17 protein-coding genes, 2 tRNA genes and 3 pseudogenes are annotated in these 22,039 nt (G+C 65.5%); 7 read left to right on the top strand and 15 right to left on the bottom strand.

Annotated elements, in window-relative coordinates; genetic code table 11:
- The 8 genes and pseudogenes from SJH88_RS13705 to SJH88_RS13665 all read right to left on the bottom strand — a co-directional run.
- The coding region (locus SJH88_RS13705; RefSeq protein WP_274754798.1) for a hypothetical protein at window positions 1-224 on the bottom strand (224 nt) is incomplete at its 3' end.
- 197 nt (window positions 225-421) lie between these two features.
- Window positions 422-1,507, bottom strand: a complete 1,086-nt coding sequence (locus SJH88_RS13700) for a ribonucleotide-diphosphate reductase subunit beta (RefSeq protein ID WP_045266219.1) — start codon at window positions 1,505-1,507, stop codon at window positions 422-424.
- A gap of 325 nt (window positions 1,508-1,832) precedes the next feature.
- A pseudogene (locus SJH88_RS13695) lies at window positions 1,833-4,744 on the bottom strand (ribonucleoside-diphosphate reductase subunit alpha).
- A 518-nt stretch (window positions 4,745-5,262) separates the two neighbouring features.
- Entirely contained in the window at window positions 5,263-5,862 is a 600-nt protein-coding gene (gene ampD / locus SJH88_RS13690; RefSeq protein ID WP_274754797.1) for a 1,6-anhydro-N-acetylmuramyl-L-alanine amidase AmpD, read from the bottom strand.
- Window positions 5,846-7,294, bottom strand: a complete 1,449-nt coding sequence (locus SJH88_RS13685; RefSeq protein WP_274754796.1) for a sigma-54-dependent transcriptional regulator — start codon at window positions 7,292-7,294, stop codon at window positions 5,846-5,848. Before SJH88_RS13685 ends, ampD begins: the two co-directional genes overlap by 17 nt.
- 8 nt (window positions 7,295-7,302) lie before the next feature.
- A pseudogene (locus SJH88_RS13680) lies at window positions 7,303-9,041 on the bottom strand (sensor histidine kinase).
- 21 nt (window positions 9,042-9,062) lie between these two features.
- Entirely contained in the window at window positions 9,063-9,296 is a 234-nt protein-coding gene (locus SJH88_RS13670) for a PP0621 family protein (RefSeq protein ID WP_042415249.1), read from the bottom strand.
- Window positions 9,293-10,108 (bottom strand): cytochrome C assembly family protein, encoded by an 816-nt coding sequence (locus SJH88_RS13665; protein ID WP_051519399.1) that lies wholly within the window; start codon window positions 10,106-10,108, stop codon window positions 9,293-9,295. Before SJH88_RS13665 ends, SJH88_RS13670 begins: the two co-directional genes overlap by 4 nt.
- 287 nt (window positions 10,109-10,395) lie before the next feature.
- Here SJH88_RS13665 and ffh point away from each other — a divergent pair, with 287 nt between their 5' ends.
- The 3 genes from ffh (at window position 10,396) to SJH88_RS13650 (ending at window position 13,149) form a co-directional block, all read left to right on the top strand.
- The gene (gene ffh / locus SJH88_RS13660; protein ID WP_042415246.1) at window positions 10,396-11,787 is read left to right on the top strand and encodes a signal recognition particle protein; all 1,392 of its coding nucleotides are present in this window, start codon (window positions 10,396-10,398) and stop codon (window positions 11,785-11,787) included.
- 294 nt (window positions 11,788-12,081) lie between these two features.
- Complete coding sequence (locus SJH88_RS13655) at window positions 12,082-12,645, top strand: C40 family peptidase (protein WP_274754795.1); 564 nt, start codon at window positions 12,082-12,084, stop codon at window positions 12,643-12,645.
- A gap of 84 nt (window positions 12,646-12,729) precedes the next feature.
- Complete coding sequence (locus tag SJH88_RS13650; protein WP_274754794.1) at window positions 12,730-13,149, top strand: hypothetical protein; 420 nt, start codon at window positions 12,730-12,732, stop codon at window positions 13,147-13,149.
- A 63-nt stretch (window positions 13,150-13,212) separates the two neighbouring features.
- On the opposite strand, the gene SJH88_RS13645 is transcribed toward SJH88_RS13650, so the two are convergent.
- From SJH88_RS13645 to SJH88_RS13620, 6 genes and pseudogenes are all read right to left on the bottom strand, one after another.
- Window positions 13,213-13,289, bottom strand: a tRNA-Met gene (locus SJH88_RS13645).
- Between the two features lie 6 nt (window positions 13,290-13,295).
- Window positions 13,296-13,372, bottom strand: a tRNA-Met gene (locus tag SJH88_RS13640).
- A 28-nt stretch (window positions 13,373-13,400) separates the two neighbouring features.
- Window positions 13,401-14,180 (bottom strand): enoyl-CoA hydratase, encoded by a 780-nt coding sequence (locus SJH88_RS13635; protein WP_274754793.1) that lies wholly within the window; start codon window positions 14,178-14,180, stop codon window positions 13,401-13,403.
- Window positions 14,181-14,183: 3 nt separating this feature from the next.
- A complete protein-coding gene (locus SJH88_RS13630; RefSeq protein ID WP_274754792.1) occupies window positions 14,184-16,010 on the bottom strand; it encodes a M61 family metallopeptidase in 1,827 nt (608 codons plus the stop codon).
- 90 nt (window positions 16,011-16,100) lie between these two features.
- The gene (locus tag SJH88_RS13625; RefSeq protein ID WP_042415235.1) at window positions 16,101-16,814 is read right to left on the bottom strand and encodes a DsbC family protein; all 714 of its coding nucleotides are present in this window, start codon (window positions 16,812-16,814) and stop codon (window positions 16,101-16,103) included.
- 82 nt (window positions 16,815-16,896) lie between these two features.
- Window positions 16,897-18,035, bottom strand: a pseudogene (locus tag SJH88_RS13620) (FAD-dependent monooxygenase).
- Window positions 18,036-18,142: 107 nt separating this feature from the next.
- Between SJH88_RS13620 and SJH88_RS13615 the strand changes: the two are divergent.
- From SJH88_RS13615 to SJH88_RS13600, 4 genes are all read left to right on the top strand, one after another.
- On the top strand, window positions 18,143-19,027 hold the full coding sequence (locus SJH88_RS13615; protein ID WP_274754791.1) for an MOSC domain-containing protein: 885 nt from the start codon (window positions 18,143-18,145) through the stop codon (window positions 19,025-19,027).
- A gap of 48 nt (window positions 19,028-19,075) precedes the next feature.
- Window positions 19,076-19,378, top strand: a complete 303-nt coding sequence (locus tag SJH88_RS13610; RefSeq protein WP_260674104.1) for a hypothetical protein — start codon at window positions 19,076-19,078, stop codon at window positions 19,376-19,378.
- A gap of 283 nt (window positions 19,379-19,661) precedes the next feature.
- Window positions 19,662-20,756, top strand: coding sequence for a redox-regulated ATPase YchF (gene ychF, locus SJH88_RS13605; RefSeq protein ID WP_042415225.1), 1,095 nt, complete (start codon window positions 19,662-19,664; stop codon window positions 20,754-20,756).
- A 1-nt stretch (window position 20,757) separates the two neighbouring features.
- Window positions 20,758-21,684 (top strand): NUDIX hydrolase, encoded by a 927-nt coding sequence (locus SJH88_RS13600; RefSeq protein WP_274754790.1) that lies wholly within the window; start codon window positions 20,758-20,760, stop codon window positions 21,682-21,684.
- Between the two features lie 113 nt (window positions 21,685-21,797).
- On the opposite strand, the gene SJH88_RS13595 is transcribed toward SJH88_RS13600, so the two are convergent.
- Window positions 21,798-22,039 (bottom strand): YqaA family protein (locus SJH88_RS13595; protein ID WP_420921742.1); only part of this gene is annotated, 242 nt, incomplete at its 5' end.

Raw genomic sequence — 22,039 nt, 5'->3', positions numbered from 1 at the left:
GCCTTCTTGGCAGCAGGAGCCGCAGCCTTCTTGGCAGCAGGAGCCGCGGCCTTCTTAGCAGCAGGTGCAGCGGCCTTCTTGGCAGCAGGTGCAGCGGCCTTCTTGGCAGCAGGCGCAGCAGCCTTCTTGGCAGGTGCGGCAGCCTTGGTTACGGCCTTCTTGGGCGCTTCGGTCTTGGTTGCGGTGGTGGCCTTTTTCTCAGCCGGTTTTTTTGCAGTTGCCATCGTTTTCTCCTTCATCAATTTGCACACAGCATTTGCGTGATCGCTTGGAAAAAGAGCGACTCACCAGCCATTGCGACGTGGAGTGTTTCGCCGCATGGACACACAAACGCCCCATGCCATCACCTGTAGAAATAATTGTGATGGCATGGGGCGCATTATGAATTCCCTTGCGTGAGTTTGCGAGGCTTTATCGCGTCTTAATCCCAAGAAAGTGCGCCACCGGTTTGGTATTCGATCACGCGTGTCTCAAAGAAGTTACGTTCCTTCTTCAGATCGATCATTTCGCTCATCCAGGGGAACGGATTTTCTTCGCCGGGGAACAGCTCTTCGAGGCCGATTTGTGTGGCGCGGCGGTTGGCGATGTAGCGCAGGTAGCCCTTGAACATCGAGGCGTTCATGCCCAGCACGCCGCGCGGCATGGTGTCCTCGGCATAGGCATATTCCAGGTCCACGGCCTTGCGGAACAGGGCGTTGATTTCTTCCTTGAATTCGGCCGTCCACAGGTGCGGGTTCTCGAGCTTCAGCTGGTTGATCAGGTCGATACCGAAGTTGCAGTGCATGGACTCGTCGCGCAGGATGTACTGGTACTGCTCGGCCGCGCCGACCATCTTGTTCTGGCGGCCCAGGGCTAGGATCTGCGTGAAGCCGACGTAGAAGAACAGGCCCTCCATCAGGCAGGCAAAAACGATCAGCGACTTCAGCAGGGTCTGGTCGGTTTCAGGGGTGCCGGTGTGGAAGTGGGGGTCCATGATCGCTTCGATGAAGGGGATCAGGAACTCGTCTTTGTGGCGGATCGACGGGATCTCGTTGTAGGCGTTGAAGATCTCGCCTTCGTCCAGGCCGATCGACTCCACGATGTACTGGTAGGCATGCGTGTGGATGGCTTCCTCGAAGGCCTGGCGCAGCAGGAACTGGCGGCACTCGGGCGCCGTGATATGGCGGTAAGTCCCTAGGACGATGTTGTTGGCAGCCAACGAGTCGGCCGTGGTGAAGAAGCCCAGGTTGCGCTTGACGATGCGGCGTTCGTCGTCGGTCAGGCCGTTCGGGTCCTTCCACAGCGCGATGTCGCGCGTCATGTTCACCTCCTGCGGCATCCAGTGGTTGGCGCAGGTGGCGAGGTATTTCTCCCAGGCCCATTTGTACTTGAAGGGCACCAGCTGGTTGACGTCGGTCTTGGCGTTGATGATGCGCTTGTCGGCGGCATTCACACGCTGGTGCGTGCTGGCCGATGCGGTGTGGCTGGGGCTGGTGGTGGACGAAATCTCGTCATCAAAAGTCAGCATGTGATCTCCAAGTTACTTTGCATTTGCTTGCATATTGCAGATCACTGCAATGCAAGAAGTCTCGCTGGCAGAAATGAGAGTAGGTTGTGCTGGAACAGCGCTTGCAACCTTCTCGACAACAACAGCTAGCAGCGGTGAGGTAATCAAAACTAAAGCCGTTGCTGCGGCTTCCCTAATCAATGAGCGAGTGCTTTTTTTGTGGGGGGCTGCGCGTTTCCGCGAATTCTTTGTTGTTGATTTTTTCGTCATCTGTAAGTTCGGTCTTCTCTACTTTCGGTACGGCTGCCTCGACAGCCGTACCCCCTTAGCTAACCGAGAGATGAACTTACTGGCAGGCCTCGCAGCCCGGGTCGTCGATGGCGCAGAACTTGACGTCCGTGGCCGGAGCCCCGGTGCTGGCCCGTGCGGCGGCGGCGGCGCGGTCCAGGGCGCTGGAGGTCTCGACCGCGGCGGGCGAGACGGCGTTCAGTGCGCGGCTCTGGATGGTCGACTTCTCGGCCGCCGTGGCGCTGGTGGTGCGCAGGTAGTAGGTGGTTTTCAGACCGCGCAGCCAGGCCAGTATGTAGGTGTCGTGCAGCTTCTTGCCCGAGGCACCGGCCATGTAGATGTTCAGGCTCTGGGCCTGGTCGATCCACTTCTGGCGGCGCGCGGCGGCCTCCACCAGCCAGGTGGGCTCCACCTCGAAGGCCGTGGCGTACAGCTGCTTGAGGTCCTGCGGTACGCGGTCGATGGCACGCAGCGAGCCGTCGAAGTGCTTCAGGTCCATGACCATCACGCTGTCCCACAGGCCCAGCTGCTTCAGGTCACGCACCAGGTACTGGTTGATGATGGTGAACTCGCCCGACAGGTTGGACTTGACCGACAGGTTGCCAAACGAGGGCTCGATCGAGGCATCAACGCCGACGATGTTGGAGATGGTGGCCGTGGGCGCAATCGCCACGCAGTTGCTGTTGCGCATGCCATCTTGGGCGATCTTGGCGCGCAGCGCCTCCCAGTCCAGGCGGGTGCTGCGGTCCACATCGACGTAGCCGCCGCGCGCCTGCTCCAGCAGGTTCAGCGAGTCCAGCGGCAGGATGCCCTTGGACCACAGCGAACCTTGGTAGCTGGAGTAGGTGCCACGTTCCTTGGCCAACTCGGTCGAGGCCCAGTAGGCGTAGTAGCAGATGGCTTCCATGGACGCATCGGCGAACTCCACCGCTGCGTCGCTGGCATACGGCGTGCGCATGGCGTACAGCGCATCCTGGAAGCCCATCAGGCCCAGGCCCACGGGGCGGTGGCGCAGGTTGGAGTCGCGCGCCTTGTCCACGGCGTAGTAGTTGATGTCGATCACGTTGTCCAGCATGCGCATGGCGGTGCGCACGGTCTTGCGCAGCTTGTCGTGATCCAGCTGGCCATCGCGAATGTGCTGGGCCAGGTTGACCGAGCCCAGGTTGCACACGGCGGTCTCGGTCGCGCTGGTGTTCAGCGTGATTTCGGTGCACAGGTTGGACGAGTGCACCACGCCCACGTGCTGCTGGGGCGAGCGGATGTTGCAAGGGTCCTTGAACGTGATCCAGGGGTGGCCGGTCTCGAACAGCATGGACAGCATCTTGCGCCACAGGTCCACGGCGGGCACGCGCTTGAAGAGCTTGAGCTCGCCCGCATCGGCCTGGGCTTCATAGGCGGTGTACGCCTTGGCAAAGGCCTGGCCGTACAGGTCGTGCAGGTCGGGCACGTCGGAAGGGCTGAACAGCGTCCACTGGCCCTTTTCCATCACGCGCTGCATGAACAGGTCGGGGATCCAGTTGGCCGTGTTCATGTCGTGCGTGCGGCGGCGGTCGTCGCCGGTGTTCTTGCGCAGCTCGACAAACTCTTCGATGTCCAGGTGCCAGGTTTCCAGGTAGGCGCAGACGGCGCCCTTGCGCTTGCCGCCCTGGTTCACGGCCACGGCCGTGTCGTTGACCACCTTCAGGAAGGGCACCACGCCCTGCGATTCGCCGTTCGTGCCCTTGATGCGGGCGCCCAGGGCGCGCACGGGGGTCCAGTCGTTGCCCAGGCCGCCGGCAAACTTGGACAGCAGGGCGTTTTCCTTGATGGCGTCGTAGATGCGCCCAGGTCGTCGGCGACGGTGGTCAGGTAGCAGCTGGACAGCTGCGAGCGCTGCGTGCCGCTGTTGAACAGCGTGGGCGTGGACGACATGAAGTCGAAGGAGCTCAGCAGCTCATAGAACTCGATGGCGCGGGCGTTGCGGTCGTCCTCGTTCAGCGCCAGCCCCATTGCCACGCGCATGAAGAAGGACTGGGGCAGCTCGATGCGGGTCTTGCGCACGTGCAGGAAGTAGCGGTCGTACAGGGTCTGCAGGCCCAGGTAGTCGAACTGTTGGTCGCGCTCGGCCTTCAGGGCCGCACCCAGGCGGGGCAGGTCGAATTGGAGCAGCTCGGGGTTCAGTAGTTCGTGCTCCACGCCCTTGGCGATGAAGGTGGGGAAATTCTCGGCGTAGGCCGCGTCCATGTCGGCCGGCTGCACGTCGCGGCCCAGCACCTCGCGCACGATGGTGTGCAGCAGCAGGCGTGCGGTGACGTAGGTGTAGTCGGGGTCGCGCTCGATCAGTGTGCGGGCGGCCAGGATGGCGGCCTTGTAGACCTCGGCCAGGGGCACACCGTCGTACAGGTTGCGCAGGGTCTCGGCCACGATGGGCGCGGGGCTGATGTCGGCGTTCAGGTCGTGGCAGGCGGCCGTGATCAGCGCCTCCAGGCGGGCCTGGTCCAGCGGGATGCGCTGGCCGTGGTCGGTCACGTGCAGGCTGGGCTGGGGCGCGGCGGCGGCCGCAGCGTCTTCGGCGGCCTTTTTCTTGGCGGCGGCACGTTCCTGGTTGCGGGCTTCGCGGTACAGCACATAGGCACGGGCCACGTCCTGGTGGCCGCCGCGCATCAGGGCCAGCTCGACGTGGTCCTGCACGTCCTCGATGTGGAAGGTGCCGCCCTCGGGGCGCGAGCGCAGCAGCGCGCGCACGACGCCGTTGGTCAGCGCTTCGACGGTTTCACGGATGCTGACCGAGGCGGCGCCCTGGGGGCCGCGCACGGCCAGGAAGGCCTTGGTCAAGGCGATGGCAATCTTCTGCGGCGCGAAGGGCACGACGTCGCCGCTGCGGCGAATGATCTGGTATTGGTCCAGGACCGCCGGAACGCTGCTGGCCCCGGGCGTGGGGGCGCCGTGCGTGGCAAGGTCGGTGTGGGAGCTGTTCATAGCGTGCTGCATGAGGGCCTCTGGAGGATGGAAGGGGGCGTGCGGTGCGCCGGAATAGGGAGGTGCTGCACAAAAAATGTGCGCTACCTGTAGCGTCATGTGATTTCAATGACACTAGGGGTAGTGTATTTCGCCAGCGTGACGAAATCTGCGTTGTGGGCTGGCAGCACCTGGGTGTGGCCCGTGTTGACAGGCGCGCGGCCGGCGGGCGCCGTGGCCCTGCGCCCGCAAAGCCAGGCTGCATGCGGCTTGCGGGCCCATGGCCCGTGCGCAGGCCTTGTGGCGTCAGGGGTGAAAAGTTGTAAGAATTTGTTGATAACCCATGGCCCAAGAAGGTTTTGAGGCGCTAGGTATGGGTGCTGATGGGGTGATTTGCACTAAATCTAGTGTTTGTGACGCACATCAGCACCGGCCTTGCCAGAGCGGCGCTGGCGCCGGGGTGCTGTCTGAAAGAGGAGCGGGCCGCGCAGCAGGGCAGGAGGTTTTCAATGCTTTGGGCATTGAAACCCTTGTTGAATCTGTGCGAGCAGCTATGCATTTTGAATCGCTGCCGGGTAATCCACGCCCAGTTGCGGCAGGGCGGCCTGCAGGCGCGGCCAGTCGAAGCCGGGGCCGGGGTCCTGCTTGCGCCCGGGGGCAATGTGCTCGTGGCCGGCGATGTGGCGGATGGGGTGGTGGGCCGCCAGCGCCTGGCACAGCTGTGCCAGGGCGTGGTACTGGGGGGGCTCGAAGGTCTGGCCTTCCAGGCCTTCCAGTTCGATGCCGATGGAGAAGTCGTTGCAATTGCGGCGTTCGCACCATTGCGACTGGCCGGCGTGCCAGGCGCGGTCCTCGGTGCTGACAAACTGCCACAGCGTGCCGTCACGCTCGATGAAGAAATGGGCCGACACCTCCAGGCCGCGGATGCCCTGGAAGTAGGGGTGGGCCTCCCAGTCCAGCTGGTTGGTGAACAGCTGCTGCACGCAGCCTGTGCCGTACTGCCCGGGTGGCAGGCTGATGGAATGCACCACCACCAGGTCCACGGGCATGCCCACGGGGCGGGGGCCGAAGTTGGGCGAAGGCAGCTGCCGTGCGGTGCTCAGCCAGCCTTGTTGCCAGCGGGGGGGATGGGGGTCAGTGCAGCGCGTCATGCAGCGGATTGTCGCTGACCGCCAGCGGCTCTTCCGGGCACACGGGGATGTTCAAGCGTTCAATCCGGTAGCGCATCTGCCGCAGGCTGATGCCCAGGCGCGCGGCCGCGGCCGTGCGGTTGTAGCCGCAGGCGTGCAGCGCGCGGGTCAGGATGTGGCGCTCCTGCTGGTCCAGCCAGGCTTGCAGGTCGTGCGGCAGTTCGTCCGGCGCCACCAGCATGCTGGCGGCGCTGGTGTCCTGGGCGCAGGGGCTGTCGGTGGGCACGCCGTCCATCGCCAGCTCCTCGCCCAGCGCCAGGGCCCGGTGCAGCAGGTTTTCCAGCTCGCGCACATTCCCCAGCAGCGGCAGGCCCTGCAGTTGCTCCATCAACTGGGGCGACAGCATCGCCGGCTGGGCGCCCTCGCCGGCAATGCGCTGCAGCAAGGCGCGGCACAGGGCCGGCAGGTCCTCCCGGCGTTCGCGCAGCGGAGGCAGGGGAATGTCGATGACGTTGAGGCGGTAGTACAGGTCCTGGCGGAATTCACCGCTTTGCACGGCCGCCGCCAAATCACGGTGGGTGGCACTGACGATGCGCACATCGACCGGTTCTTCCTGGGTGGTGCCCAGCGCGCGCACGCTGCGCTCCTGGATGGCGCGCAGCAGCTTGGCCTGCATGGACAGCGGCAGCTCGCCAATCTCGTCCAGAAACAGGGTGCCGCCGCGGGCTGCGGCAAAGAAGCCGGTGCGGTCGGCCGTGGCACCGGTGTAGGCACCTTTGCGCGCGCCGAAGAACTCGGCTTCCAGCAGGTGCTCGGGGATGGCACCGCAGTTCACCGCCACCCAGGGCGCCTGGGCGCGGTGGCTGCAGGCGTGCAGGGCGCGGGCCACCAATTCCTTGCCGGTGCCGGACTCCCCGGTGATGAGCACCGGGGCCATGCTTTGCGCCACTTTCTGGATGCGCTGCTTGACCTGGCGCATGGCGTGTGATTCGCCCACCAGGCGCTCCAGCGCCGTCGAGGCGCTGAGGATGTCAGCGGTCTTGCTGTGGGCAACGGCCGCCAGTCCGGACGCCGGGCTGCCTTCGCCCTGTACTGCCGAGGCGACCACGGTGCGGAACTGCTTGAGGTCCACGGGCTTGGTCAGGTAATCGAAGGCGCCGCAGCGCAGGGCCTCCACCGCGTTCTCTGCCGAGCCGTAGGCGGTCATGACGATGGTGCGCTCGCGGCGGCGCTGGTCGCGCAGCTCGCGCAGCAGCTCCATGCCGCTGCCATCGGGCAGGCGCATGTCGGTGATCAGCACGTCAAAGCGGCACAGCTGCAACTGCGCGCGGGCCTCGGCCAGGGTGCCGGCCGTTTCGACACGGTAGCCCTCGCGCAGCAGTGTGAGCTCATACAGTGTGCGCAGATCGGGTTCGTCGTCAACGACAAGGATGGTGGCGAAGGAAGTGACCATGGCGGCGATCAAACCACAATTGGATCGAACAGGGAAGCCGTGTCCGGCAGGCGCTGTTGCCCGCGAAAGTGCACGGTGAAGGCATTGCCCGGCTGCGGGCCGCGCGCCGTGGGGCGCTCGGCACGGGCATAGCTGATGCTGCCGCCGTGGCGCTGGCACAGCTCGCGGCAGATGTAGAGGCCCAGTCCGGTGGAGCGGCTTTGCGAGGAGAAGAAGGGCTCGAACAGGTGTTTCTCGACCGAGGCTTCCACCGGCGGGCCTTCGCTCCAGACCTGCATCCAGAAGGGCTCGCCCTGGCCGCCGCCAGTGTGCAGCTGCAGGCCATCGGCCAGCAGGCTGGCGCGGTGGCGCGCCGCATTGTCCAGCAGGTTGATGGCCACGCGGCGCAGGTGTTCGCTGTCGAATGCGATCTGCGCCTGGCCGCAACCGGGCACGAACACCCCCTGGCGCTGGGGGGCATCCTGCTGCTGCCATTCGTGCCAGATGGTGGACAGCTCCGCGTCCAGGGTCAGGGTGCGCGAGTCGGCATGCTGGATCTGCTGTTGCACGCGGGCAATGTCCAGCACGTCTTCGGCGATCCGCGCCAGACGCTGGGCGTTCTGTTCCACCATGCGGCTCAAGCGCTGCTGGGCAGGCTGGTCCAGGTCTTCTGCCAGCAGGGCATTGGCCTGTAGGATGGCGGCCAGGGGATTGCGGATTTCATGGGCCACGGCGGCGGACATGCGGCCCATGGCGGCCATTTTTTCGGTGCGAATGCGCGCCTCGACCAGCCGCAGGTCGTTCAGGAAAATCACGCACAGCCACAGATGGGGGGCCAGCAGGCTTTCCCCGGCGCCGTCGTGCTCGGCCTCTGCCGCCAGCACTTCCGGCTCCAGGCTGGTGGTCAGCCAGGTGCGCACATACAGGCCCACCGGGCGCTCCCCTTCGGCCAGCAGGTGCACGTGCTGGCTCTGGGCCTGACCGCTGGCGTAGGTGTGGGCGACCATGTCGCGCAGCGGTTGCCACAGCGCCATGTCGTGCAGGTTGTGCAGGGCCAGCGGCGGTGGCAGCCCCAGCAGCTCGCAGGCAGCCGGATTGGCCAGGCGCACCTGCTGCTCGGCATCGACCACCAGCACGCCCTCGCTCAGGTTGGCAATGATCAGGCTGTTGACCTGGGCGTGCGTGCGGGCCGCCTGGCGGCTTTGGCGGGCCTGGCGTTCCTGGTAGGCCAGGCGCAGTGACAGCTGGCGTGTCAGATAGGCCACGGCAAAAAACCTGCGCAGACCAAGGCGGTCTGCATGTAGCCGTCGCTGCTGAAGTTGCCGCCCTGCCAGGCGCTGAGGATGTTGGCGCCCAGCAGCAGCAAGGTGATGCTGGCGGTCGTGGCCAGGGCCATGCGCATGGGCCCCAGCACGGACACCGTGAGGATGGGCAGTGCCAGCAGCGGCGTGTAATACATCCTGCCGGTCTGCATTTCCTGCAGCAGGCAGATGGTCACGATGTCTGCCACCAGCAGCAACAGCCAGGGCCAGCGCCAGTGGGCGGCCGGTGGCTTGTGGTGCAGTAGCACCCAGCCGACCAGGGCCACGACCAGATAGCCCGTCGACAGTGCCCAGGACCAGGGCATGCTGGGCGGCATGCCGGTCGAGGTCCAGGTCTGCATCGCCAGCAGGGCGATCAGCAGCGTGGCCACCAGCACCCGGGCCGACAGGAAGGCCTGCCAGAGCCGGCGTGCACTTTGCAGCGGAAGGGTGTGGGGGCTGGCCAAGGGATGCCTGGCGGGTGGGGGTTAGCGCGGGCCGAGGTGGCGGTGCTCGGTGCTGCAGTAATGCAGGCTGCGGTCCGGACCGACCAACGCATCGCTGGCGGGCAGGTGCAGTCCGCAGTGCGCACAGGTGACCATGTCTTCCGTGGCGTGGTGGGGCTTGGGGCGGGCAGGGGGCGGCGCAGCCGCTTTGCGGCGGTTATTGCGCCAGATGCCAATCGCGATGATCAGCACCACGGCAACCAGAAGGTATTTCATGATCCATGCCCCAGCATGACGACTTCCAAAACAAAACGCGAGCCGGCATAGGCCAGCAGCAGCAAGGCGGCACCTGCGTAGATCAGGTGCACGGCGTGGCGACCGCGCCAGCCAAACCGTGAACGGCCCACCAGCAGCAGGGCGAACGCCATCCAGGCCAGCAGGGAGAAGATGGTCTTGTGGTCCCACACCCAGGCGCGGCCGTAGAGGGATTCGCCAAACAGCAGGCCGGCCAGCAGCGTGGCGCTGAGCAGCACAAAGCCGGCTGCGACAAAGCGGAAGGTCAATCGCTCCAGCATCAGCAGCGGCATGCCGCTTTCGTCGTTGCTGGCGCTGCGCATGCGGCGCTCGGCGCGCGACATCAGTCCGGCGTGGACCACGGCGGCCGCGGACAGCCCGTACGAGGCAATCCCCAGCGCCAGGTGCAGGGGCAGCCAGGCCGAGGCGTGGACCGCCATCGGCTTGCCGGGAAAGATCTGGGCCAGCAGCACGGCCAGGGCGCCCAGCACGGACAGCACCCCGACGGCGCGCAGCTTGGGGTAGAGCTGCTGCTCGATGGCGTACACGGTCAGCATCAGCCAGGCGGTCATGGACAGTGCCGGCGCGAAGCCAAAGCGCGCCGGCGAGGTCATCAGGCCGGCGGCCACGGTCAGCAAGTGCAGCACCCAGGCGGCACGCATGGCCAGGCGCGTGGGGCCGTCGGCCAGGCGGCGCGCGCCCAGGGCCGGCACCAGGTAGGCGGCAATCGCCGCCGCGGCCAAGGCCATGACCCAGGGGGGGCTGGCAGTGAAAAAGTGGGTGGATGACTCCATGCTCGCAATCATAGCGGCCCGTTTTGCCGGCGGGAGCCGCCGCAGCAGGCCATTCTTGCGCCGTGTCAGTGCTTGCTGCGGCCGCGGCTGGCAGGCCCGGCCCGGGCGGTGGCCGACCCAGGGCAGGTCCTGTGGTCAACGGGTAGAATGGATCCCTCATTTGTACAGGGCTGCCCGCGGCGGGCGGCACGGGCGGGTTGCCAGCGCACCGCCCCCTGCCCAAGGCGCCAGGCCCCGTTGGCCCAGCCGCATGCGGCGCTGCTTTCTCTCTTCGGACATTCCTGCTTATGGCATCCGCACTCACCGACAAACTCTCGCGCCTCGTCAAGGAAATGCGTGGCCAAGCCCGCATCACCGAATCCAATGTGCAAGACATGCTGCGCGAAGTGCGCATGGCCTTGCTGGAGGCGGACGTGGCCTTGCCCGTGGTGCGCGACTTCATTGCCCGCGTCAAGGACAAGGCCCTGGGCCAGGAGGTGTTGGGCAGCCTGAAGCCCGGGCAGGCGCTGGTCGGCATCGTGAATGCCGAGCTGGCCGCCACCATGGGCGAAGGCGTGGCCGACATCAACCTGAACGCCCAGCCGCCCGCCATCATCCTGATGGCCGGTCTGCAGGGCGCAGGCAAGACCACCACCACCGCCAAGCTGGCCAAGCACCTGATCGAAAAGCGCAAGAAGAAGGTGCTGACCGTGTCGGGCGACGTGTACCGCCCCGCGGCCATCGAGCAGCTCAAGACAGTCACGGCCCAGGCCGGTGCCGAGTGGTTCCCCTCGACCCCCGACCAAAAGCCCCACGACATTGCCGTGGCAGCGCTGGACTACGCCAAGAAGCATTATTTCGACGTGCTGCTGGTCGACACGGCCGGCCGCCTGGCCATCGACGAGCTGTTGATGGCCGAAATCAAGGACCTGCACGCCACCCTGAATCCGGTGGAGACCCTGTTCGTGGTCGATGCCATGCAGGGCCAGGACGCGATCAACACTGCCAAGGCCTTCAAGGAAGCGCTGCCGCTGACCGGCATCGTGCTGACCAAACTCGACGGTGACTCGCGCGGCGGTGCGGCGCTGTCGGTGCGCCAGATCACCGGTGCGCCCATCAAGTTTGCCGGTGTGTCCGAAAAGATCGACGGCCTGGAGGTGTTCGACGCCCAGCGCCACGCGCAGCGCGTGCTGGGCATGGGCGACATCGTGGCCCTGGTCGAGCAGGTCACCAAGGGCGTGGACATGGATGCCGCGCAGAAGATGGCCGAGAAGCTGAAAAGCGGAGATGGCTTCGATCTGAACGACTTCCTGGCGCAGCTGCAGCAGATGAAGCAGATGGGCGGCCTGTCGCAGCTGATGGACAAGCTGCCCTCCGAGCTGACGGCCAAGGCCGGTCAGGTCGACATGGACAAGGCCGAGCGCGAAATCAAGCGCAAGGAAGGCATCATCTGCTCGATGACGCTCAAGGAACGCAAGCACCCGGCCCTGATCAAGGCCACGCGCAAGAAGCGCATTGCCGATGGTGCAGGTGTGCAGGTGCAGGACGTGAACCGCCTGCTCAAGGAATTCGAGCAGATGCAGACCATGATGAAGAAGATGAAGGGCGGCGGCCTGATGAAGATGATGAAGCGCATGGGCGGCATGAAGGCCATGAAAGGCATGATGGGCGGTGGCGGCATGCCCAAGCTGCCGTTCTGATTCCCTCGGTCTCGTGCGACCTCCGAGCCGCATTGCCTCCGGGCCATGCGGCTTTTTGCTGTCTGTGGTGTGCCGCAATGGACAGAGAGTCAGGCACTGCGGGGTCAGCATCGCATTGCGGGCTTGCAGTGATGGGTCGTCCGGTGTTTCTGGGCCTTACCGTCTTGGAAAATGAGAGCTGTCAGCGCACTGGATCCAAGGCTTCCCAGGCCAAAACGCTCGGTAACGCTTGCAGGATCAGCGCAGATAGCTCTGCTTTTTACTTTTGTCGGCAACTTGCCCATAATGCGCGGCATGCAAGCATGGCCTTTTTCTCCTTCGCCGCGCCTGAGCACGCGCCGCACTTGGCTGCTGGCGGGCATGGCCGCGGTGCTGGCCGGGTGCTCCAGTGCCCCCGTGCAACCTCCGGCGGACCGGCGCTCGGCTGCGGGCACGCGCAGCGGTGGTGCGACCGGTGGCGATGCCCTGCAATTGCAGGCAGAGCTGCGCGAGGCCCTGCTGGCACGCACCATGCTGGTGGTGAATACGCCCTACACCTATGGCGGCAACTCGCCGGAAGGCGGCTTCGACTGCAGCGGCCTGATCCAGTGGGCTGTGCAGGGCATTCATACCGGCCGCCTGCCGCGCACCACCTCGCAGTGGGCGCAGTCCAGCGCGCCGGTGCGTGAGCGCGGTCTGCAGCGAGGCGACTTTGTGTTCTTCAACACCCTGGGTGGTCCGTACTCCCACATGGGCATTTTTGTGGGCAACGGCCAGTTCGTGCACGCCCCGTCCAAGGGCGGCACCGTCCAGCGTGTGCGCATGGACAATCCCTACTTCGCCAAGCGCTTCACCGAGGCACGCAGCATTTTTGCCTGAGGGCGTGTGCCCGATTTGGGGTGTTGCCTGACAGACAGTCGCGTCGATTGCGGTGATCCTCGGTCCTCCAAGGAGGAATTCGCCATGTCCATGACCCGAGAACTGCGCTTGCACGCCACCGCTGCCGCCGCAGTCACGGCCCTGGCCCTGCTGGCCGGGTGCGACCAGTCCGGCCCCCAGATGCGGGCCGATACTTTCCCCATGGGGCAGGCGGCACGGTTTGACCAGCCACCCCCCGACAAGCCCTTGTTCGGCTCCAGCGACTACCTGCGCGCGCACGATGTGCTGCCGCCCGCCAAGGTCGATATCCGGGAGCCCTTGCCACCTGCCGTTCCCTTGCCGGCGATGGCGGCGGCGCAGCCGGTGGTGCAGCCCCAGGCCAGCACGGCCGAGCCCGGAGCGCAGCAAGGCGGTGTGACCCCGGCGGCCGGTATGGCGGCGGGCATCACCAATGCCCAGGGCGATGGCGAAAAGCACAAGCTCGATGGCGGCACCGTGAAATAGCGGCGGCCCGGTGGGAACAAACAAAAACCCCGCAGCGTTTGCACACTGCGGGGTTTTGAATTTTGGTGGTCGTAGTGGGACTTGAACCTACGACATCAGCATTATGAATGCTGCGCTCTAACCAACTGAGCTATACGACCGAACTCTGGTGGTCGTAGTGGGACTTGAACCTACGACATCAGCATTATGAATGCTGCGCTCTAACCAACTGAGCTATACGACCAAGAGAACGCGATTATATATCAAGTTTTTCAGAGGTTGACGAAGTTGGCCGGACGCTTGTTCACGAAGGCGTCCATGCCTTCCTTTTGGTCCTGGGTGGCGAACAGTGCGTGGAACAGACGGCGCTCGAACATCACGCCATCGTTCAGGCTGCCTTCGAAGGCACGGTTGACCGATTCCTTGGCGGCCATGACGGCAATCTGCGAGAAGCCGCTGATGATGAGGGCTGCGCCCAGGGCTTCGTCCATCAGCTTGTCGAAAGGCACGATGCGGCTGACCAGGCCGGCGCGCTCGGCCTCGGTGGCGTCCATCATGCGGGCGGTCAGGGCCATGTCCATGGCCTTGGATTTGCCCACGGCGCGTGGCAGGCGCTGTGTGCCACCGGCACCGGGGATCACGCCCAGCTTGATCTCGGGTTGGCCGAACTTGGCGTTGTCGGCGGCAATAATGAAGTCGCACATCATCGCCAGCTCGCAGCCACCCCCCAGGGCAAAGCCGCTGACGGCCGCGATCACCGGCTTGCGGATGCTGCGGATGGTTTCCCAGTTGCGGGTGATGTAGTCGCCCTTGTAGGCATCGGCAAAGCTGTACTTGGCCATGGCGCCGATGTCGGCCCCTGCGGCAAAGGCGCGCTCGCTGCCGGTGATGATCATGCAGCCGATGCGCTCGTCGGCATCGAAGGCCTGCAGGGCCTGGCCCAGCTCGTTCATGAGCTGGTCGTTCAGGGCATTCAGCTGCTTGGGGCGGTTGAGGGTGATGATGCCCACTTTGTCCGCTTCGATGCGGACCTCGATCATTTCGTATGCCAAGGTTTATCTCCTGATAGTCATGTGTGTGGCACGCACCACTATACCCAAGCTCGCAGCCGCAGCCTTCAGTGGCCCAGCCAGCGCTCCACGGCCGCGGCATCCGTGACGCTGAGCTTGTAGTTGGCAATCGCCGTGGTGGTGGCCGGGGGGCAGCTGCAGCGGCAGGCGCAGCAACTGGCGGTCGCGGGCCACCAGGGCCTTGATCTGCGCGGTGCCGCGGGCCACGTACAGATCCAGTTCCTCCAGTTTGGCCAGGCGCCAGGCCTGGGGGCCGTTGGCGGTGGCGAGTTCGATGCCATACCACTCGTCGCCCGCCATCATGCCGGCCTGCTCGGCCAGTCCGCCGCGCAGGACCTGCTTGAGCAGCACGCTGTGCGTTTCCTGCACGCGCAGGCCCAGGGCCTGTGCTGGTGCAGGCTTGTCGGCGTCCGGCTGGATTCCGTGGGCCGCCAGCAGGCTGGGCAGGGGCAGGTCTTCGGTGCCGTGCACCCAGGCCTGCAGCTCGGTCTGCCAACTGCGGCCGGTGCGCTCCTGCAGCACGGCCAGCACATCGGCTTCGGTCATGGCGCCACCCCGGCAGCGCAGCCACAGGGCGCGCATGATGTCATCCAGGGTGGTGCTGCCTTCCTGGCGCAGTTTCAGGTCCAGGCACATGGCCACCAGGGCGCCCTTGGTGTAGTAGCTGACCGTGGCGTTGGCCGTGTTCTCGTCCTGGCGGTAGTACTTCACCCAGGCGTCGAAGCTGGAGGCGGCCACGCTTTGCACCTGGCGGCCCGGTGTCTGTTGCACCTGGTTCAGGGTCTTGGTGATCAGCTTTAGGTAGGTGGCGGTGTCGATCAGGCCAGCGCGGCGCAGCAGCAGGTCATCGTAGTAGCTGGTGAAGCCTTCGAAGAACCACAGCAGTTGGGTGTAGTTTTCCTGGTCGTAGTTGTAAGGCACCAGTTCGGCCGGGCGCAGGCGCTTGACGTTCCAGGTGTGGAAGTATTCATGGCTGATCAGCCCCAGCAGCTGCACATAGCCATCGCTGGCCTTGTCCACGCCGATGCGTGGCAGGTCGGGGCGGCTGCAGATCAGGGCGGTGGAATTGCAGTGTTCCAGGCCGCCATAGCCGTCGTGTGTCACATTCAGCATGAACACATAGCTGGCATGCGGGGCCGTGCCCCAGAAGGTAATTTCGGCCTCGCAAATCTTCTGGGTGTCGGCCAGCAGGCGCTCGCCATCGAAAGATGCCGGGGCTCCCGCCACGACAAAGCGATGGGGCACGCCGCCGGCGTTGAAGTGGCCGCTCCAGAAAGTCCCCATCTCGACGGGACAGTCCACCAGCTCGTCGTAGTTGGCAGCCGCGTAGGTGCCAAAGCCCAGCTCGTCTACCGCCACGGCGGTCATGCCGGTGGCCAGTTGCCAGTGTGGCGCGTCGGGTGAGGCCAGTACCTGCAGGCGGTGTGTCAGGGCTTCCTGGTCATGCACGCGCAGCAGCAGGCTGGTGCCGTTGAAGAAACCACGGCGCGCATCCAGCCAGGCTGTGCGCACCGAGGTGTCGTAGGCGCTGACTTCGTACTCCAGCTCCAGCGGGGTACCGGCCTCGCAGTCCACCTCCCACTGGTGCTTGCTGAGCTGGTGCATAGCCACGGACTCCTCGCCCTGGCGCGCGCGCAGCTGCTGCAAGTTCTTGGCGAATTCACGCACCAGGTAGCTACCGGGGATCCAGACCGGCAGCGACACCCGCTGGCGGGCGCTGGGCTGCGCAATCGTGAGGGTGACGCGGAACAGGTGGGCATGCAGGTCATGCAACTGGACGCGGTAGTGAACGGGGGCGGTGGTGTGGGGCATGTTGGTGACCGGGCAGTCCAACGGCATGCCTGGGCGGTCATGCCGCGGGGATACAGCAGGCGCCAGAGCGCCCGCTGCTGGAGGAGTGGCTTATTTCTTGTGGGCGGTGGCGAGGTATTTTTCCACCTCGCTGGCCGGGATGGCGCCGGGCACGCGGGTGTTGTCGGCAAAGATCAGCGTGGGGGTGCCGGTGATCTTGTGCTTGCGGCCCAGGGCCAGGTTGCGCTGGATGGCATCAATGTCGCAGCTGGCCGCGGCCGGGGTCTTGTCCTTGAGCATCAGGTCGTGCCAGGCCTTCTCGCTGCTTTTGGCGCACCAGATGTTGCGTGACTTCTCGGCCGAGTCGCGGCTGAGGATGGGGTAGAGGAACAGGTGGACGGTCACGTTGTCCACGCTCTGCAGGTCGCGCTCGAAGCGCTTGCAGTAGCCGCAGTTGGGGTCTTCGAACACGGCCAGTTGGCGCTCACCGTTGCCACGCACGATCTTGATGGCGTCGGCCAGTGGCAGCTTCTTGAAGTCGATCGCCGTGAGCTGGTTGATGCGGTCTTCCGTCAGGTTGCGCTGGGCCCGGGTGTCGATCAGCTCGCCCTGGATCAGGTAGTCGCCACTGGCGTTGGAGTAGAAGATGTCCGTGCCGATGCGCACCTCGTACAGCCCTTTCATCGGGGTGGGCTTGATCTCATCCACCTGCTGCAGCTGCGGAATGCGCTCGGCCAGGGTCTTGGCGATTTGGTCTTGTGGCTGGGCGGCAATCGCGCAGCCCCAGGCCGCAGTGGCCAGCAGTGCAGTGGCAAACAGTTTCATGGCAACGGTTCCAAGAAAAGATAAAAACTGAGGGGTTAGGGCGCCGGCGGCGCAAAAGGTTCCTGGCGCTGGGGCTGCGGCCTCAGCGGTCCAGCCCCATGGCTTGCCGGACGGTCCAGTCTTTGAGCAGGCCGCTGCGCTCGAAGCTTCGCAGCCCCCAGTTGCGCAGCGTCTGCAGCGGGGCTTCGGTACGGGTGAAGAGCTGCTGCAAGCCATCCATGGCCGCGCCCAGCGGGGCCAGTCCGGCTTTGCGTTCGCGCTCGTAGCGGCGCAGCAGCTTCAGGTCGCCCGTGCTGCGCCAGGCGTCACGGGTGCGCAGAATGCGGGCCAAGGCCTGTGCATCGGCCAGACCCAGGTTCACGCCCTGCCGGCCAGGGGGTGTACGTTGTGCGCGGCATCGCCGGCCAAGGCCCAACTGCGCGGATGGCGTCCCTCGGTCGTGCCGGGCATGGCGCCGCACCAGCGCTTGGCGATGGCCTGCTGTAAAGGCCAGGCCATGCGGGGGCCTTGCAGCTCCAGCTGGCCCAGGCTGTGCTGGCTGATGTCCGCCAGGGCCTGGCTGAAGTCGGCCGCCTCGGCGGCCAACCAGTGGCCGACCTGGCTGTGGTCCAGCGACCACACCACGGCCACGGAATGGCCATCCGCACCGTCCAGCGGCAAAAAGGCCAGGATCCCCTGGGGGCTGAACCATTGGCGGGCCACCTGCCCATGGGGCAGCTCACAGCGCAGGCGGGTGGCAATCGCATGCTGACTGTAGGGGGTGACGGCAAAGTCGACGCCAAACTCGGCCCGTGCCAGGCTGGCGCGCCCTTCGCAGACGACGGTCAGCGGCGCCTCCACGGGGGCTGTGACCACCTCGATCTGGGGTTGGTAGCGCACGGCTTCGGCCAGGCGCTGCTCCAGGGCCGGCACATCCACGATCCAGGCCAGGGCATCTACCCCTTGTGCCAGTGCATCGAAATGCACGCTGCCGTCGACGTCGCCATGCACTTCCATGTGCCGGACTGCGGTCACGTGGGCGGCGTCCGGCCAGGTCCGCAGGGACTCCAGCAATTGTTTAGAGCTGGCGTTGAGCGCATAGGCGCGCACGTCCGCCTGGGGGGCCTCCGTGCGCTGGGGGGCCACCAGCGCGACGCGCAGGCGTTCGCGCGCCAGCAGGAGGGCCAAGGTGCGGCCGACAATGCCGGCTCCGCGGATACATACGTCAAAGGTGTGCGCCATGGACGGGATTGTAGGAGGGCTGGGGGGCGTCTTGCGGCAGGACGGTTTTCCTGACGGCTGACAGGCCGGTGACGTGTGCGTCGGGTGCTTGGGCTGACAATAGCCGCATGAATACTTCTGGTTTTGATCAAGCCGACGTCACGGGCACGATCGGTGCGCTGTGGGTTTTTCCCATCAAATCGTGTGCCGGCATCTCGGTCACCGAGGCCCGGTTGCTGCCGACGGGCCTGGAATGGGACCGGGCCTGGATGGTGGTGGACCCCGACGGGCAGTTCATCACCCAGCGCGAAGTGGCGCACATGGTGCTGGTGCAGCCGCGGATTGATATTACGCACGGCGTGCTGCGCGTGAGCTTCCCCGGGCAGCCGGAGCTGAGCCTGCCGCTGGCAGTCCCCGCCGCAGGGCCCCAGCGCCAGGTCCAGGTGTGGGAGAGCCGCGTGCCGGCCTGGGACGCCGGCGACGAGGCCGCGCACTGGTTCAGCCAGGTGCTGGGGCGACCTTGTCGCCTGGTGCGCTATGACCTGGAGCAGGCGCGCTGGACCAGCACCAAATGGACGGGGGGTATCCAGGCACCCAACCAGTTTGCCGATGGCTATCCCTTGCTGGTGACCACCCGCGCCGCCTTCGACGCCCTCAACGATCGCCTGCAGGCCCAGGGGCGGCAGCCGGTGGATGGCCTGCGCTTTCGCGCCAACCTCGTGCTGGACGGTATGGCGGAGCACGAGGAAGACTTCATCGAGACCCTCTGGCTGCCCGCGCCGGAGCCTGTGGCCATCCGCCTGGGCAAGCCGTGCTCGCGCTGCCCCATCCCCGACATCGACCCCGCCACGGCCGTGTCCAGCCACGATGTGGGCGACACGATCGCACAGTATCGCCAGGATGCACGGCTGGATGGCGCTATCACTTTCGGTATGAATGCCGTGGTGGCGCAGGGCGCAGGGCAGGTGCTTCGCGTGGGGCAGGCGGTGGCCGGGCTGCTGAAGTTCGACTGAGCGCGCCCAGGGCTTCGTTAAGATGTTTCCCGTTTTGGAGGATTTTTCATGAAGCTTGTCACCCTTGCCGCGTTGGCCGTTCTGGCCTTGGCCGGCTGTGCCACCCAGACCACCGACCGCATGGCCAAGGAAGCGGCCCCCTATGTGGAAGCCCCCGACTACGACCATGCCATGGTGTGTGACACCCGCCACGACGATCTGCACAAGTGCGAAGCCACCCTGAAGTCGCTGTGCGGCGATCGCGGATTCCTGGACTTGCGCATCCGCCCCCTGCGGGAGCCGGGCAGCAGCGTGGACAGCTCCACCCACCGCCTGTTGCAGCTGCAGTGCAAACCCCGCGCGGCGCAGTAAGTCCCTGACGGCGAATGCCCCGGCAGGCAGGCCCTCACGGGCTGCCTGCTTTTTTATTGCCGGCGCGGGGCGGCTTCCCGGGCAATCTGCCGCGCACCAGCAGAGATTTGCCGATCATTACAATCGGCATAGATTTCAGTGACAAAACGGGCACAAAACTCTGCACAACACAGAGCGACCACGTCACATCTCTTTAGAACACCGAACACGCATCCATGCGCCTCGGGCACATCGGCCACATTGCTGTGGTGTTTGATCGTGCATTGATACCAAAGGAATTTCCATGAGCCTCAAATGCGGCATCGTGGGCCTGCCCAACGTCGGCAAGTCCACCCTTTTCAACGCGCTGACCAAGGCCGGCATCGCCGCCGAGAACTATCCCTTCTGCACCATCGAGCCCAACACTGGTGTGGTGGAAGTGCCCGATCCGCGCCTGAACCAGCTGGCCGAGATCATCTCGCCTGAGCGCATCGTCCCCGCCATCGTGGAGTTCGTGGACATCGCTGGCCTGGTGGCCGGTGCCTCCAAGGGCGAAGGCCTGGGCAACCAGTTCCTGGCCCACATCCGCGAGACCGACGCCATCGTCAACGTGGTGCGCTGCTTCGAAGACCCCAACGTGATCCACGTGGCGAACAAGGTCGACCCAATTGCCGATATCGAAGTCATCCAGACCGAGCTGTGCCTGGCCGACCTGGCCACCGTGGAGAAGGCGCTGAACCGCTATTCCAAGGCTGCGCGTTCGGGCAATGACAAGGAAGCGGCCAAGCTGGTCTCGCTGCTGGAGCCTATCCAAGCCGCGCTGAACGAAGGCAAGCCAGCCCGCGTGGTGCCCGTGTCCAAGGAAGACGCGCCCCTGCTCAAGCCTTTCTGCCTGATCACCGCCAAGCCCGCCATGTTTGTGGGCAACGTGGCCGAAGATGGTTTCGAGAACAACCCGTTGCTGGACCAGCTCAAGGCCTACGCCGAAGCCCAAGGTGCACCGGTGGTGGCCATCTGCGCCAAGATCGAAGCGGAAATGTCCGAGATGGACGATGAAGACCGCGACATGTTCCTGCAAGAGCTGGGCCTGGAAGAGCCCGGCCTGAACCGCCTGATCCGTGCTGGCTTCAAGCTGCTGGGCTTGCAGACCTACTTCACCGCCGGTGTGAAGGAAGTGCGCGCCTGGACCGTGCGCGTGGGCGCCACCGCCCCCCAGGCGGCCGGTGTGATCCACGGCGACTTCGAGCGTGGCTTCATCCGCGCGCAGACCATCGCCTTCGAGGACTTCATTGCCTACAAGGGTGAGCAGGGCGCCAAGGATGCCGGCAAGATGCGCGCCGAAGGCAAGGAATACATCGTCAAGGACGGCGATGTCATGAACTTCCTGTTCAACGTCTAAATTGACCGAGGCCCCCGCCCACGCCTTGCATGCCGAGCTGGTGGCGGTGCTCGCGGCCGTCAGCCTGGGCCAGCCCCGGGTGCTGACCACGCGCTGCGGGCAGGCCTTGCCGGCCGGGCCTTTCCAGATGCTGCACCGCTCGCTGCAGGCGGGCCTGCGCAGCTGGGTTGAGACCCAGACCCAGCACAGCCTGGGCTATGTCGAGCAGCTCTACACCTTCGCCGACCGCGAACGCCCCGAGGCGGCCCATGTGCTGTCCATCAGCTACCTGGGCCTGACCTGCGAGCCTGAGCAGCCACCGCAGGGTGACACCAGCTGGCAGGACTGGTACAGCTATTTCCCCTGGGAAGACTGGCGCGATGGGGCCCCCGCGGTGCTGGCCCAGCACATCCTGCCGCCGCTGCAAGCCTGGGTGGATGAAGCCTTCAATACGGCGCTGCGGCAATCCCGGCAAGCTCGGGTAGCTATCAACTTTGGTGCCGATGGCCAGGCCTGGAACGAGGACCTGGTGCTGCAGCGCTACGAGCTGCTGTTTGAAGCCGGCCTGGTCGAGGAGGCCACGCGCCGCGGCATTGCTGCGCGTGCCAGCCTGCCGGGGCGAGCCATGCAACACGACCACCGCCGCATCCTGGCCACGGGCATCGCGCGCCTGCGCGCCAAGATCAAATACCACCCCGTGGTGTTCGAGCTGATGCCGCCCGAATTCACCTTGCTGCAACTGCAGCAGACCGTCGAGGCCCTGGCCGGCCGTGGCCTGCACAAGCAGAACTTTCGCCGCCTGATGGAGCAGCAGCACCTGGTGGAGGAAACCGGCGCCATGACGGCGGGGGCGGCAGGCCGCCCGGCCAAGCTGTTCCGCTTTCGCAGCGATGTGCTGCAGGAGCGGGCGATCACCGGCAGCAAGCTGCCGCTGGCGCGCGGCGCCTGAGCACTTCGGGGAGATGCTCTTTTTGCGAGAGCGCATAACGCAGATGGGATCTGCGTCAACGCCCTAAAGCGTCTGATTTTTTCGATGGTCGATGCGCGATAGAGGTGTGACCGTCAGCCGGGCAGCGCCCACAGGATGGCCGCGGTCATGGTCAGGTAGCGCAGGAACTTGCCCACGGCCATATAGAACACACAGGGCCAGAACGGCAGGTGCAGCCAGCCCGCGACGGCGCACAGCGGGTCGCCCACCACGGGCAGCCAGCTCAGCAGGCAGGTCTTGGCGCCCCACTTGCGCAGCCAGATGCGGGCGCGCCGCTCATGGCGCGACAGGGTGCGCGCGGGCTTGGCGTCCGGGG

The organism is Comamonas sp. GCA5 (genome assembly GCF_036541385.1).
GTDB classification, from domain to species: Bacteria; Pseudomonadota; Gammaproteobacteria; order Burkholderiales; family Burkholderiaceae_C; genus Comamonas; species Comamonas aquatica.
Note: the sequence above shows the minus strand (reverse complement) of the source record. Positions and strands in the feature narration are given on the sequence as shown.